The sequence below is a fragment of the Streptomyces chromofuscus genome (assembly GCF_015160875.1).
Taxonomy (GTDB): Bacteria; Actinomycetota; Actinomycetes; order Streptomycetales; family Streptomycetaceae; genus Streptomyces; species Streptomyces chromofuscus.
In genome coordinates this window covers 6,079,218-6,093,245 of sequence record NZ_CP063374.1, presented here as the reverse complement: position 1 = coordinate 6,093,245, position 14,028 = coordinate 6,079,218, and the positions used below count along the sequence as shown (strand labels likewise).

Here is a 14,028-nt window from a genome sequence, read left to right as displayed (position 1 = left end):
GGTGATGGTCATGTGCGGGACCGTCCGGGCGTGGCGTGGTCGTCGGGCTGCCGGTCCGGACGGCTCGATGGGCGGGCGTCCTCACGCGGGTGGGCGTGGGCCGCCGCCGTGAGGGCGTCGGTGAGGCGGTCGAGTACCGCGGAGGCCTGCTCGTCGGTGATGGTGAGCGGTGGCAGCAGCCGTACGACGCTCGGGCTCCGGCGGGCGAGTCCGACGATCAGGCCCCGTCGCAGGCACTCCCGCTGGACGGCGGCGGCGAGTTCCGGCGCGGCGGGACGGGCGGTGCCGTGAACGCGTCCTTCGGGGCTCGGCGGCGGTGCGATCGCGCCGCCGGGTCTTGTAGCCCCGCCCGCGTCCCCGGCGGCAGGGGAGTCCGCCGCCTGAGCCGCCTCGGATGCCTTCGACGGCGTCGACGCTTCCGACGGCTCCGACGCCCCCACCAGCTCGACGCCGATCATCAGCCCTCTTCCGCGCACATCACCGATGCAAGGGAACTCGCGGGCGAGGGACCGGAGTCGGGACAGCATGCGGCTGCCGATGGTGGCCGCTCGTTCGGCCAGGCCGTGTTCGCGGACATGGGCGAGGGTCGCCGTGCCCGCGGCGAGGGCGAGTTGGTTGCCGCGGAACGGGCCGGGCACGGCGACGGGACGGCGCGGTGCGAGGTCGTCGTGGTGGATCACCGCGGCGAGCGGGAGGCTGCCGCCGATGGCCCCGGAAAGGATCATCACGTCCGGTGTCACCCCGCTGTGCTCGACGGCCCAGAAGACGCCGGTCCTGCCGACGCCCGTCTGCGTCTCGTCCACGACGAGGGGGATGGAGCGGGCGGCGGTGATCCGCCGCGTGGCCCGCATCCACGCGTCGGGCGCCGGGAGCACACCGCACTCGCCGTGGACGGGTTCGACGAGCATCCCGGCGGGGCCGGCCGCCGCGGACGACGCGGACAGCGCGGCCTCCGTCCAGCGGACGGCGGATTCGGCGCCGTCCGCGCCGGCGAGGCCGAAGGGGCAGCGAGTGCCGAGTGGGGAGGGCCGGCGTCCGTCCGGCGACTGGCCGGACTCTCCCTCGGTCCCCCGGACGTCGGGCGGCGTCCCGTGCCCGGCGCCGGTGAGGGAGACGATGCGGGTGTGTCCGGTCGCCTCGCGTACGAGGGCGACGGCGGCGTCGACCGCCTCGGTTGCCGACGGCCCGCAGAACTGCACGCGCGCGTGGTCGGCCAGTCCCGCCGGCAGGGTCCGCCTCAGCTCCGTGACGAAGGCGTCCTCGACGGGGGTGGCCAGGTCGGGCACGTGCAGTGGGGCGCCCGAGTCGAGGACCTCGCGGATCGCTTCGAGGACGACGGGGTGGTTGTGGCCGAGGGCGAGGGTTCCGGCGCCCGAGAGGCAGTCCAGGTAGCGGCGTCCGTCCGCGCCCTCGACGGTCAGGCCACGGGCGCGTACCGGCACGATCGGCAGGGCGCGCGGATAGGTCCGCGCTGCCGACTCGCGCGCCGGCTGGCGGCGTGAGATCCCCTCGGTCACTGTCACGGCTCCTGTCCTCCCGCTCTGGGCGGGCGCTCCATCGCCCCCTGTCGGGCGACGAGTTGCCCTCACGCTCACCGCGTCCGGCCGACGATCACCCGCTGACGCCGTTCCGCGCCGTCACTCGCCCACGGGCCGGACGGCACAGCTCCGGTCGTCGCCGCCCGGCCCGGCGGTCACGCGGCGCTGAAGTCCGACGCCGCCCGGCAAGGCAGCCCGTCCGGCCCACAGTCCGGCGCGGCAGCCACACCCGCCCACGGTCCAACGCCACCCGGCGCGGCAGCCACTCCGCCCCGCCGTCCGGCGCCACCCGACCCACGGTCCGGCGCACCCGGCGCGGCAGCCACACCGACCCACGGTCCGGGGCCACCCGAAGCGGCGGCCGGACAACCGTCCCGGACCGGCTCACGCCCGTACACCCGCTCAAGAACCCGCGCTCGCACCGCACCTGCGCACAGCCACTGTCGACAGCACACCTCCCGAGGCAACGCGGGCGGAGCGCGGGCACACAGGAACAGCCCCGGCTCCCCACCCCCACCGCTACCAACACCGGTCCGGCCACCGGGTTACGGGTTGCTCCAAGATCCTTGCCGTGACGTAACCGTTGCCGTTCCGTGGGAAGTCCCCCACAGGGAGCGCATAGTGTGGGGTGCCGTTGCCGGAACGCCGTGATGTCGGCCTGAACCGCAGTGAGTTCGGCCGGGATCCGGCCGCGGCGCCGAACACGTTCACCACCAGGGGGAGTACCACCATGCGATCCATACGGCCGTCGTTCACCGCTCGCCGGGTCGGGCGCGCGCGTCGCGGAACCGCCTCGGCACCGGCCGTCGTCGCGCTGGCTTCGGCGCTGGCGCTCACCGTCACCGCGTGCCAGTCGGCCGACTCCGCGGCGGACGCCCGGGCTTCGGCCTCCTCGGCCGCCTCGGAGGACGGCAAGTTCCAGATCCCGGACGACATCAAGGACCGGCTGAAGGAACACGGGATCGACCTGGACCAGTGGCGGGACGGCGCCTGGAAGAACTGGGACAGGGACGACTGGCTGCGCGAGGCCGAGGACTTCATCAACCCGATCATCGAGGACCTGTGGGACCCGGACCGGATGCGGCAGGCCGAGGAGCCGGACCAGGCCGTCGACGAGGGTGACCTCTCCGGGGACCAGGGGGTCACGGACCCGACGCCGGAGCCGGTGGAGGCGGAGGCCGTGCCGGCGTCGTACCACGCCAACGCGCCCGAGGCGGGCAAGGTGTTCTTCGACTCTCCCGAGGGCACGATGGTCTGCTCGGCGACGGTCGTGAAGGACCCGGCCAACCCGGGCAAATCGAACCTGGTGTGGACGGCGGGGCACTGTGTGCACGCGGGCAAGAGCGGCGGCTGGTACCGCAACATCGCGTTCGTGCCGTCGTACAACGACGCGGGCCTGTCGGCGGCGGAATTGCAGAGCGCCACGAAGGAAGAGGTCGCTCCCTACGGTGTCTGGTGGGGCGACTGGGTGCAGACCTCGGACCAGTGGATCGAGCAGGGCGGCAAGACGGGCGGGGACGGGGCGGCGTACGACTTCGCCGTGCTGCATGTGACGCCGGAGGACGGCAGCGGGGGCAAGTCCCTGGAGGAGACGGTGGGCTCGGCGCTGCCGGTGGACTTCGCCGCTCCGGCCGTGCCGCAGATGGAGAGCGTCACGGCGACGGGTTACCCGGCGGGGGCGCCGTACGACGGGCAGGCGCTGTACCGGTGCGAGGACGAGCCGGGACGTCTGTCGATCACCGCGTCCGACCCGACGATGTACCGGATCGGCTGCACCATGACCGGCGGATCGTCCGGCGGTGGCTGGGTCGCGACGGGCCCGGACGGGAAGCCGGCGCTGGTCTCCAACACCTCGATCGGCCCGGTGACGTCGGGCTGGCTGGCGGGGCCGCGGCTGGGTGACGAGGCCAAGGGCGTGTTCAAGGCGGTGAGCGGCAAGTTCGCCGGCCAGTGACGGTGCCGTGGCACCGTCACTCGCACATGCATGCGCCGACGCCGGACGCGCCTCAGCACACTCGGACGGACTTTCAACGGGGGTCACAGCACCATGCGTTCCACACACCAACCTCGCACCGCTCTCGCCGCCTCCGCCCTCCTGGCCGCGCTCGCGCTGACTGCCACCGCCTGCGGCGGTGGCAGCGCGGACGAGACGGCCGATCGGGCCGGGGCCTCGGCCTCGCAGGGGGCCGGTGACGGTGGCGGTGACGACAAGGCCGGGATACCGGCCGACCTCACGGACCGCCTCGCGGAGCACGGGATCGACGTCGACGCCTGGAAGGACGGCGGCTGGCGGGACTGGGACAGGGACAAGTGGCTCAGTGAGGCCAAGGACTTCGTCAACCCGGTGATCGAGGGCCTGTGGAAGCCGGAGCGGATGACGTCCGCGCAGGAGGCCGACAAGACGTTGTCCACCAAGGACGCGTCGGCCGACCAGGGCGTCAGCGACCCGGAGCCCGCGCCCGTCGAGGCCACGGCCGAGCAGACGCCGTACCACCGGAACGCGGCCCCGGTCGGGAAGGTCTTCTTCGACTCCCCCGAAGGTTCGATGGTCTGTTCGGGCACGGTCATCAAGGACGTGAACCACCCGGGCAGGTCCCACCTCGTGTGGACGGCGGGGCACTGCGTGCACGCCGGGCAGGGCGGCGGCTGGTACCGCAACATCGTGTTCGTCCCGGCCTACAACGACCTCGGCAAGTCCGAGGCGGAGCTGGGCGACGCCACCACCACCGAGATCGCCCCGTACGGCAACTGGTGGGCGGACTGGGCCTCGACGTCCAACGGCTGGATCGAGGGCGGCTCGGCGACCGGCGGTGCGGGGGCGGCGTACGACTACGCCGTGCTGCACGTGCGGCCGGAGCAGGGCGCCAAGTCCCTGGAGGAGACCGTCGGCGCGGCGCTGGACGTGGACTTCTCGGCGCCGTCCGCTGCGGAGGCCGGCGAGATGGGTGCGTGGGGGTATCCGGCGGCGGCGCCCTACAACGGGCTGAAGATGTTCAAGTGCCTCGACCGGCCGGGGCGGTTCTCGCTCAGCCCGGTGCTGCCGACGATGTACCGGATCGGCTGCACCATGACCGGTGGTTCGTCGGGCGGCGGCTGGTTCCGGGTGGTGGACGGGGAGACCAGGCTGGTCTCCAACACGTCGATCGGCCCGGCCGACAGCACCTGGCTGGCGGGACCGCAGCTCGGTCAGGACGCGCAGGCGCTGTACGAGAACATGAGCACGACGTACGGCGGCCGATGACACGCCGATGACGAAGGCCCGCCCCTCGCACGGGGCGGGCCTCACTGTTTCGGCTCACACAGCTCTGGGAGCCTACGGGCTACGGCTCCACGGCGCGGTCACGGCCGGCTCAGGCGGCCGGGGTCGGGACGTACGGCGCGAGTTCCGCCGCCAGTTCCTCGTGCACCCGCACCTTGAGCAGGGTGCCCTCCGGGGTGTGCTCCTCGGAGATCACGTCACCCTCGTCGTGGGCGCGGGCCACCAGCTTGCCGTGGGTGTACGGCACGAGCACCTCGATCTCCACGGACGGGCGGGGCAGCTCGTTGTCGATGAGCGCGAGCAGCTCGTCGATGCCCCGGCCGGTGCGGGCCGAGACGGCGATGGAGCGCTTCTCGATCCGCAGCAGCCGCTGGAGGACCAGCGGGTCGGCCGCGTCGGCCTTGTTGACCACGACGATCTCGGGCACGTCGGTGGCGCCGACGTCCCTGATCACCTCGCGCACGGCGGCCAGCTGCTCCTCCGGGTTCGGGTGCGAGCCGTCCACCACGTGCAGGATCAGGTCGGACTCGCCGACCTCCTCCATCGTGGAGCGGAACGCCTCGACCAGGTGGTGCGGCAGGTGCCGGACGAAACCTACGGTGTCGGCCAGGGTGTACAGCCGGCCGCTCGGGGTCTCGGCCCGGCGAACGGTCGGGTCCAGGGTCGCGAACAGGGCGTTCTCGACCAGGACGCCGGCGCCGGTGAGGCGGTTGAGCAGGGACGACTTGCCCGCGTTGGTGTAGCCGGCGATGGCGACCGAGGGCACCTTGTGGCGCTTGCGCTCCTGGCGCTTGATGTCACGGCCGGTCTTCATCTCCGCGATCTCCCGGCGCATCTTCGCCATCTTCTCGCGGATCCGGCGCCGGTCCGTCTCGATCTTGGTCTCACCGGGGCCACGGGTGGCGAGGCCGCCGCCCTTGCCGCCGCCCATCTGACGGGACAGGGACTGACCCCAGCCTCGCAGCCGCGGCAGCATGTAGGTCATCTGCGCGAGTGCGACCTGCGCCTTGCCCTCGCGGGACTTGGCGTGCTGGGCGAAGATGTCCAGGATCAGCGCCGTACGGTCGATGACCTTGACCTTGACGACGTCCTCGAGGTGGATCAGCTGGCCGGGGCTGAGCTCACCGTCGCAGATGACGGTGTCCGCGCCGGTGTCGATGACGATGTCGCGCAGCTCCTCCGCCTTGCCGGAGCCGATGTAGGTCGCCGCGTCGGGCTTGTCGCGGCGCTGGATCACGCCGTCGAGCACCAGTGCGCCCGCGGTCTCCGCGAGGGCGGCGAGCTCCGCGAGGGAGTTCTCCGCGTCCTGCACGGTCCCCGAGGTCCAGACGCCGACGAGGACGACCCGCTCCAGACGGAGCTGGCGGTACTCGACCTCGGTGACGTCCTCGAGCTCGGTGGAGAGGCCCGCGACGCGGCGCAGAGCCGCGCGCTCGGAGCGGTCGAACTGGTCGCCGTCCCGCTCTCCGTCGATCTCGTGGCTCCAGGCGACGTCCTCTTCCATCAGGGCATCGGCCCGGAGGCCTTCGGGGTAGTCGTGCGCGAGGCGCTTGGTGTCCTGGGAAGGGGAAGAAGAGGAGGTCATTGGGTCCTTACGTCGTTGAGGATTTCGTAGTGCGGCGACGGGGCGCAGCGCACGTGAAGGATCGTGGAGCCGCTCCGTCACTCTGCACAACGCTCGAGTGGCCCGGGAGATTCCCGTCACCCTTGCCGCCGACCAGAAGATGGTCGCACGGTACGCCCCGTCTCGTCACCGTGTTATTCCGCGGCCGTTTTCCTCGGCGCCATGACATCGGGCGAGGCCTGCTGCCCGGGAGAATGGCGGGCAGCCGCCGGCTTCCAGTCCGGGTGACCCGGCATCGGGGGGGTCTTCTCGCCGTACAGCCAGCCGTGCAGGAAGCCGCTCACGTCGCGTCCGGACATCCGGGAGGCCAGCGACACGAAGTCGGCGGTGGTCGCCGTGCCGTCCCGGTGCCGGCTCACCCAGGCCCGCTCCAGCCCGTCGAAGGCGGCGCGTCCGATCTCCTGGCGGAGGGCGTACAGGACGAGGGCGGCGCCGTCGTAGACGACCGGGCGGAAGATACCGAGGCGGCTGTCGGACTCGGGCACCTTGGGAGCGGCGGGCGGGCCGCCGGCGGCGCGCCAGCGGTCCGAGGCGGCGTACGCCGCGCGCATGCGCGCCTCCAGGGAGCGGTGCCCCCTCTCCTGCGCGTACAGCGCCTCGTACCAGGTCGCGTGTCCCTCGTTGAGCCACAGGTCGGACCAGGTGCGAGGGCTGACGCTGTCGCCGAACCACTGGTGGGCCAGCTCATGGACCATGATCGAGTCGACGTACCACTCGGGGAAGGTCGAGTCGGTGAAGAGGTTCTTCTCGAAGAGGGAGAGCGTCTGTGTCTCCAGCTCGAAGCCGGTGGCGGCGTCCGCGACGAGCACGCCGTACGTCTCGAAGGGGTACGGCCCGACCTTGCCCTCCATCCACGCGATGTGGTCGGGGGTCTTGGCGAGCCACGGTGCGAGCGTCGCCCTGTCGCGGGTCGGGACGACGTCCCGCAGCGGGAGCGCGTGCGGTCCTGTGCCGTGTACCACCGTGGAACGGCCGATCGAGACCTGGGCGAGTTCGGTGGCCATGGGGTGCTGTGTGCGGTAGGTCCAACTGGTGGCGGTGCCGACGCGCCGCACGTCGGCGGGCAGGCCGTTGGCGACGGCCGTGTAGCCCTCGGGGGCGGTGACGCGGATGGTGAAGCGGGCCTTGTCGGAGGGGTGGTCGTTGCACGGGAACACCAGGTGGGCGGCGTCCGCCTGGTTGGCCATGGCGAGGCCGTCCCCGGTGCGGACCCAGCCTCCTTCCCGGCCCTCGCCGGGGAGCGGGTCGCTGGTGTGCCGCACGGTGATGCGCGTCGACTGCCCCTGCGACAGCGGTTCGTCCGGCGTGACCACCAGGTCCTCGTCGGCCGCGGCGAACGACGCCGGCTCACCGTCGACCTCCACCGAGGTGACCCGGCCGCGGGCGAAGTCGAGGTTGACGCGCGACAGGGGTGCGGTCGTCAGGGCCTCGATGGTGGTGACGGCCTGAAGCGGCTTGTCGTTGCTGCCGGCGTACGTGAAGGAGAGGTCGTACGCCGACACGTCGTAGCCCGGATTGCCGAGGTGGGGGAAGAGGCGGTCGCCGACGCCCAGCGGGATGGGCGAGGCGCTCGCGGCGACCAGGCAGATGGAGGCGGCGGAGGCGACCAGGGCCGCCTTGATCCGACGGGCGGTCCTTCGTGCGCCGACGCGGGCGCGGGCGGCGTCGGTGACGGGCGGTGCAGCCCGGTGGGGGGAGGTGAGCAGCATGGAGTTACGGCTACCAGCGCGCGCGAACCACACAGCGACGACGCGCGCCGGGCGCACCCGAACGGGGTGCGGGCGGGCGTATGGGGGCGGGGGCCGGGGACGTACTCGCGAGGGGTGCGGGGGGAACCGCAGGGGGTGCGGGCGGGCGTACCGGGTGCGTGCCGGCGGCGTACGCGCGGGATGCGGCGGGCGTACGGAGGCGGGTGCCCGGCGGCGTACTCGCGGGATGCGGCGGGCGTACGGAGGCGGGTGCCCGGCGGCGTACGCGCGGGGTGCCTATGGGCGAACGCGAGCGAGTTGCGGGCGGCGTGATGGCGGCGCGGGGATCAGGTCCGGTCGGGGGGTCACCATGCCGGCGCGTGATGCTGGGCCCGGCTCACGTCGTACACGCCCGCCACGTTCCGCATCGCGCGCATGAGGGCGGGCAGGCGGGCGGCGTCCGTCAGTTGGAGGGTGTACGTGTGGCGTACGCGCTGTTGGGTCGGGGGCTCGACGGTGGCCGAGACGATCTCGGCGCCTTCGAGGGCGATGGCCTCGGTGAGGTCGGCGAGGAGATGGGGGCGGCCGAACGATTCAGCGACCAGGGTGACCCGGCACCCCGTGGTCTCCCCCCAACGCACGCCCACCTCCGCGCGACCCGCGCTCTTCATCCGCGTCCCCGCCGCGCATCCGACGCGATGGACCGTCACCACTCCCCCGCGCACGGCGAAGCCGGTGACCGCGTCGGGTGGTACGGGCGTACAGCAGCGGGCGAGCCGCACGCTCACCCCGGGACGGTCGACGACCACGGCGCCGGTGGATCGGGACGGCGCCGAGACCGCGGCGGCCGAAGGGGCAGGAGCGGCGGTGGTGACAAGTGGGGCCGGCGGAGGACTCGTGGCCGCATCGAGAGACGTGGCGGCGCTGTCCGTGTGCGTCGGATGCGCCGCCAGCCAGCGCTGGATGGCGATGCGGGCGGCCGGCGTGTGGGCGTGCTCCAGCCACTCCCGGGACGGCTCCGAGGCGGGGTCCTGGCCCATGAGCAGCTGGACGCTGTCGCCGTCCTTCAGCACGGTGCTCAGCGTCGCAAGCCGCCCGTTGACCCGGGCGCCGATGCACGCGTGCGCGTCCTCGCCGTACTGCGCGTACGCGGCGTCCACGCAGGTCGCGCCCTCGGGCAGGCCGAGGGTGCCGCCGTCGGGGCGGAAGACGGTGATCTCGCGGTCCTGGGCGAGGTCCTCGCGCAGGGTCGACCAGAAGGTGTCGGGGTCCGGCGCGGCCTGCTGCCATTTAAGGAGGCGGGAGAGCCAGCCGGGGCGGGTGGGGTCGGCGCGCTCGCCGTCGGCCGGGTCGTCGGAGGCGGGCGGCGCGTAGGGGTTGCCGAGCGCGATGACACCGGCCTCGGCCACCTTGTGCATCTGGTGGGTGCGGATGAGGACCTCGGCGATCTGGCCGTCCGGCCGGGCGAGGGCGGTGTGCAGCGACTGGTAGAGGTTGAACTTCGGCACGGCGATGAAGTCCTTGAACTCCGAGACGACGGGCGTCATGCACGTGTGCAGTTCGCCGAGGACGCCGTAGCAGTCCGCGTCCTCGTTCACCAGCACCAGCAGCCGGCCGAAGTCGCAGCCGCGCAGCCGGCCGCGCCTGCGGGAGACGCGGTGCAGGGAGACGAAGTGCCGGGGGCGGACGAGGACTTCGGAGGGAATGCCGGCCTCGTTCAGCACGGCACGCATCTCGTCGGCGATCGCGGCGAGCGGGTCGTCGGAGAGGGCCGCGTTCTCGACGATCAGCGCGCGGGTGTGCTCGTACTCCTCTGGGTGGAGGATCGCGAAGACCAGGTCCTCCAGTTCGGTCTTGAGTGCCTGGACGCCGAGCCGTTCGGCGAGCGGGATGAGGACGTCGCGGGTGACCTTGGCGATGCGGGCCTGTTTCTCGGGGCGCATCACGCCGAGGGTGCGCATGTTGTGCAGCCGGTCGGCGAGTTTGATCGACATCACCCGGACGTCGTTGCCGGTGGCGACGAGCATCTTGCGGAAGGTCTCGGGCTCGGCGGCGGCGCCGTAGTCGACCTTCTCCAGTTTGGTGACGCCGTCGACGAGGTAGCGGACCTCCTCGCCGAACTGCTCGCGCACCTGGTCGAGGGTCACGTCGGTGTCCTCGACGGTGTCGTGCAGCAGGGAGGCCGTCAACGTCGTCGTCTCGGCGCCGAGTTCGGCCAGGATGAGGGTGACGGCGAGCGGGTGCGTGATGTACGGCTCGCCGCTCTTGCGCATCTGGCCGCGGTGCGAGGACTCGGCCAGGACGTAGGCGCGGCGCAGGGGTTCGAGGTCGGCGTCGGGGTGGTGGGCGCGGTGCGCGTCGACGACGTGGCCGATGGCGTCGGGCAGCCGGTCCCGGGGGGCGGAGCCGAGCAGTGCGGCGCGGCCGAGGCGGCGCAGGTCGATTCTGGGCAGCGACCTTCTGCGCGGCGCCGATGCGGGCGCTGGGCCTGTCATCGGGCCCGTCGCGGCGCCTGGGGTCGCAGGGTTCGTGGCCTCCGCACTCATGGGCACCTCCGGCTGCGTGGACCGGCGAACGGGGTGCCCCATGGCGGACACGGCTCAGGGGTCGGCGACTTCTCCCCGTCCGGGCCGGTGCTTGATGCTATCGAGCCGACCACACGCTCCTGACCGCCTCTGGCCCAGCGTGAAACGGATCACCCATTCGAGCGACGGTTTGGATGTTTATGGCTGGGCCCGGCATGCACTGCGGCGGCCATACGTCGAACGCCCGCACGATGCCGGGGACTACGGTCGGCACCCGCCGTCGCCCGACCCTCGTGGGCGTCGACTGCCGCGTACGGCAGCCGAATCCCTACCGCGTACGCAGCCGACTCGCCGTCAGCCGAGCCCCGCCGCAGGCGACTCGCCGCAGCCGACCTCGCGCGGAAGCCGACTCGCCGTCAGCCGGCCGCGCCCGCGAGCCAGTCCGCGTCGACCTCGCCCTCGGCGACGATCACCGCCGGTCCCGTCATCTCTATCTCGCCATCGGGGCGTTCGGTGATGACCAGGCGTCCGCCCGGCACGTCCACGGTGTAGGTCGCCGAAGTCCCGGTGACGGCCGGGTCGGCGCCGTCGCGGCGGGCGGCGGCCACGGCGACGGCGCACGCGCCCGTGCCACAGGAGCGGGTCTCGCCGGAGCCGCGCTCGTGCACGCGCATGGCGACGTGCCGCGGGCCGCGGTCGACGACGAACTCCACGTTCACGCCGTCCGGGTAGGCGGCCGCCGGGCTGAACGGCGGCGGGGAGAGCAGGTCGCCGGCGTCCGCGAGGTCGCCCACGAAGGCCACGGCGTGCGGGTTGCCCATGTTCACGTTCCGCGCGGGCCAGCTGCGCGCGCCGACGCTCACCGTGACGTCGCCCTCGGGGAGCCGCGCCCTGCCCATGCCGACGGTGACGTCACCGTCCTTGGCGAGATGCACGGTCTTCACGCCCCCTCGGGTGGCGACCGCGATGTCCCCCTCGGCCACGTGGCCGGCGCGCTGGAGGTAGCGCGCGAACACGCGCACGCCGTTGCCGCACATCTCGGCGATCGAGCCGTCGCCGTTGCGGTAGTCCATGAACCACTCCGCCTCGGCCGCCATCTCCTCGGCCTCGGGGTGCGCGGCGGACCGCACGACGTGCAGCAGGCCGTCCCCGCCGATCCCCGCGCGGCGGTCGCACAGGGCGACGACGGCAGCCGGGGGCAGGTCGATGGCGTTCTCGGGGTCCGGGACGATCACGAAGTCGTTCTCGGTGCCGTGGCCCTTGAGGAAGGCGATCCGCGTGCTCATTCCTCGATCGTACGGGGTGACTACGACACCACGTCGTCGCCCGGGACGTCGGCGGGCGCCTGACCGCCTCACGGCGAGCGGGGGCTGGACAGGCGCTTCACCGTCTGCGCCGGGCGCGGGTGGCAGTGGGCGTCCGGCCCGTGGTGGGCGCGGGGCGCAGTGGGCGCCCGGCCCGCCGGTGGGCGCGGGTGTCAGCGCAGGCGGGCGACCCGCCACACCGCCAGCACGACGACCGCAGCGACCACGACCACGTACGCGAGCACCACCCGCCAGTCCGGCCGCCGCCCGGACCCGCGCTGCGGCAGCCCCGGCCAGGTGTGGCCGACCTTGCGGGCGGCCATCATGCCCCAGCCGGCCGCGCACGAGCAGATCAGCAGCCCCAGCATGGCGATCACGGCTCCGCTGTCGCCGAAGTCGAAGGCCAGCGGGAAGGCGAACATGAGGGAGCCCACCGCGGCCAGGCCGACGATAGGGGCGAGCTGCCACAGGCGCAGTCGGCGCTGCGGACGCAGTTCGACCTCGACCTCGGGCCCGCTCACGAACATCTCGTCCGGCTCGGGTCCGTCGTCGGTCACGCCGTCCGGCGTCTCGTCGAGCGCGTCCGGGCCCAGGCCACCGTCCGGGTCGGGCACGGGACGGCCGTTGCTCCCGGCACCGGAATGGTGCACGCCGTCGAACCCGAGTCCCTCGCCGTCGGCACCGGGACGGGTCTCCGCGTCGAGGTCGTCAGGGCCCTCCCCGTCCGCGACGAAGCGTCCGTGATCGTCGGCGATGACGCGGCCCTCCCCGTCGGGGCTCGGACGGCCGTCGTCGTGGCGCTCCGGTTCGCCACGCCCGGTGGTGGCGCGCTCAGTGCCTTGTGCGGTGTCGCGAGGGCCGGCCTCCATCGCCACGCGCCCTCCCAACTTGGACTCCACTTGGTCGATCGAAGCTCGATGATGGCACGGCACCGGAGGCCCCGATGACGGCCGGAGCGTCCCGATGCCATGACGTGATCAGGCTGTGACCGGTCGTTCGACCAACGCCAGGGCATGCCGCGGAAGTTCCGTGAGGTCCGCCGCGGCCCCACTGAGCCAATGCACCCGGGGGTCGCGCCTGAACCATGAATCCTGACGGCGCGCGAAGCGTTTGGTGGCCCGGACGGTCTCGGCCCGTGCCTCCTCCATCGTGCACTCACCGGCCAGCGCCGCGAGCACCTGCTGGTAGCCGAGTGCGCGCGACGCCGTACGCCCCTCGCGCAACCCCCGCGCCTCCAGTGCGCGCACTTCCTCGACGAGCCCGGCCTCCCACATCCGGTCGACCCGGCGCGCGATCCGCTCGTCGAGCTCGGGACGCGCCACGTCGACGCCGATCTGCACGGTGTCGTACACCGAGTCGTGACCCGGGAGGTTGGCCGTGAAGGGCATGCCGGTGATCTCGATCACCTCCAGCGCGCGGACGATACGGCGGCCGTTGCTCGGCAGGATCGCCCGCGCGGCCTCGGGATCGGCGGCGGCGAGGCGGGCGTGCAGCGCCCCGGAGCCGCGCAGGGCGAGCTCCTCCTCCAGCCGGGCCCTGATCTCGGGGTCGGTGCCGGGGAACTCCAGGTTGTCGACGGCCCCGCGGACGTACAGGCCGGAGCCGCCGACCAGGATCGGCCAGCGGCCGTCGGCGAGCAGGCTGTCGATGCGTTCCCGGGCGAGCCGCTGGTACTCGGCGACGGAGGCCGTGACCGTGACGTCCCAGATGTCGAGCAGGTGGTGCGGGACGCCGCCGCGCTCCTCGGGCGTCAGCTTGGCGGTGCCGATGTCCATCCCCTGGTAGAGCTGCATGGAGTCGGCGTTGACGACCTCCCCGCCGAGCTGTTGGGCCAGGTGGACGCCCAGATCGGACTTTCCAGCCGCGGTCGGTCCGACGACGGCGATGACTCGGGGGGCGGGAAGTGCGCTGCTCACGGCACCAGTCTTGCAAACCCCGCACCCTGCCCTCGAACGAGTTACGTGACGGTGGCGGGCGGGAGTCGTTGCCCGTTGCGAGGTTCGCGCCGCCGGTTTTCGGAGGCGGCGACCCGGGCGAGGCACGCGGACGCTTCCCGAGCGCCTCGGCTTCGCCCGGACAGGGGGCCCCAT

9 protein-coding genes are annotated in these 14,028 nt (G+C 72.9%); 2 read left to right on the top strand and 7 right to left on the bottom strand.

Translation table 11 applies throughout. The annotated features are described in order from the left end of the window. Positions 1–8: 8 nt before the first annotated feature. The gene (locus IPT68_RS27505) at positions 9–1,523 is read right to left on the bottom strand and encodes an aminotransferase class III-fold pyridoxal phosphate-dependent enzyme (protein WP_228039934.1); all 1,515 of its coding nucleotides are present in this window, start codon (positions 1,521–1,523) and stop codon (positions 9–11) included. 745 nt (positions 1,524–2,268) lie between these two features. Between IPT68_RS27505 and IPT68_RS27500 the strand changes: the two genes are divergently transcribed. Further along, positions 2,269–3,492 carry a trypsin-like serine peptidase gene (locus tag IPT68_RS27500; RefSeq protein WP_189698540.1) on the top strand — a complete coding sequence of 408 codons (1,224 nt, stop codon included), beginning with the start codon at positions 2,269–2,271 and terminating at the stop codon, positions 3,490–3,492. Positions 3,493–3,585: 93 nt separating this feature from the next. Beyond that, entirely contained in the window at positions 3,586–4,779 is a 1,194-nt protein-coding gene (locus IPT68_RS27495) for a trypsin-like serine peptidase (RefSeq protein WP_189698539.1), read from the top strand. 109 nt (positions 4,780–4,888) lie between these two features. On the opposite strand, the gene hflX is transcribed toward IPT68_RS27495, so the two are convergent. The 6 genes from hflX to miaA all read right to left on the bottom strand — a co-directional run bounded on the left by hflX (position 4,889) and on the right by miaA (position 13,854). Beyond that, complete coding sequence (gene hflX / locus IPT68_RS27490; RefSeq protein WP_189698538.1) at positions 4,889–6,382, bottom strand: GTPase HflX; 1,494 nt, start codon at positions 6,380–6,382, stop codon at positions 4,889–4,891. A gap of 173 nt (positions 6,383–6,555) precedes the next feature. Further along, positions 6,556–8,130: a M1 family metallopeptidase gene (locus IPT68_RS27485; protein ID WP_189698537.1), complete on the bottom strand. Its 1,575-nt coding sequence runs from the start codon at positions 8,128–8,130 to the stop codon at positions 6,556–6,558. Between the two features lie 344 nt (positions 8,131–8,474). Beyond that, complete coding sequence (locus tag IPT68_RS27480; protein ID WP_189698536.1) at positions 8,475–10,655, bottom strand: RelA/SpoT family protein; 2,181 nt, start codon at positions 10,653–10,655, stop codon at positions 8,475–8,477. A gap of 395 nt (positions 10,656–11,050) precedes the next feature. Continuing rightward, positions 11,051–11,920 carry a diaminopimelate epimerase gene (gene dapF, locus IPT68_RS27475; RefSeq protein WP_189698535.1) on the bottom strand — a complete coding sequence of 290 codons (870 nt, stop codon included), beginning with the start codon at positions 11,918–11,920 and terminating at the stop codon, positions 11,051–11,053. A gap of 191 nt (positions 11,921–12,111) precedes the next feature. Next, positions 12,112–12,807 (bottom strand): hypothetical protein, encoded by a 696-nt coding sequence (locus IPT68_RS27470; protein WP_189698742.1) that lies wholly within the window; start codon positions 12,805–12,807, stop codon positions 12,112–12,114. Positions 12,808–12,915: 108 nt separating this feature from the next. Further along, entirely contained in the window at positions 12,916–13,854 is a 939-nt protein-coding gene (gene miaA / locus IPT68_RS27465; RefSeq protein ID WP_189698534.1) for a tRNA (adenosine(37)-N6)-dimethylallyltransferase MiaA, read from the bottom strand. Between the last annotated feature and the right edge of the window lie 174 nt (positions 13,855–14,028).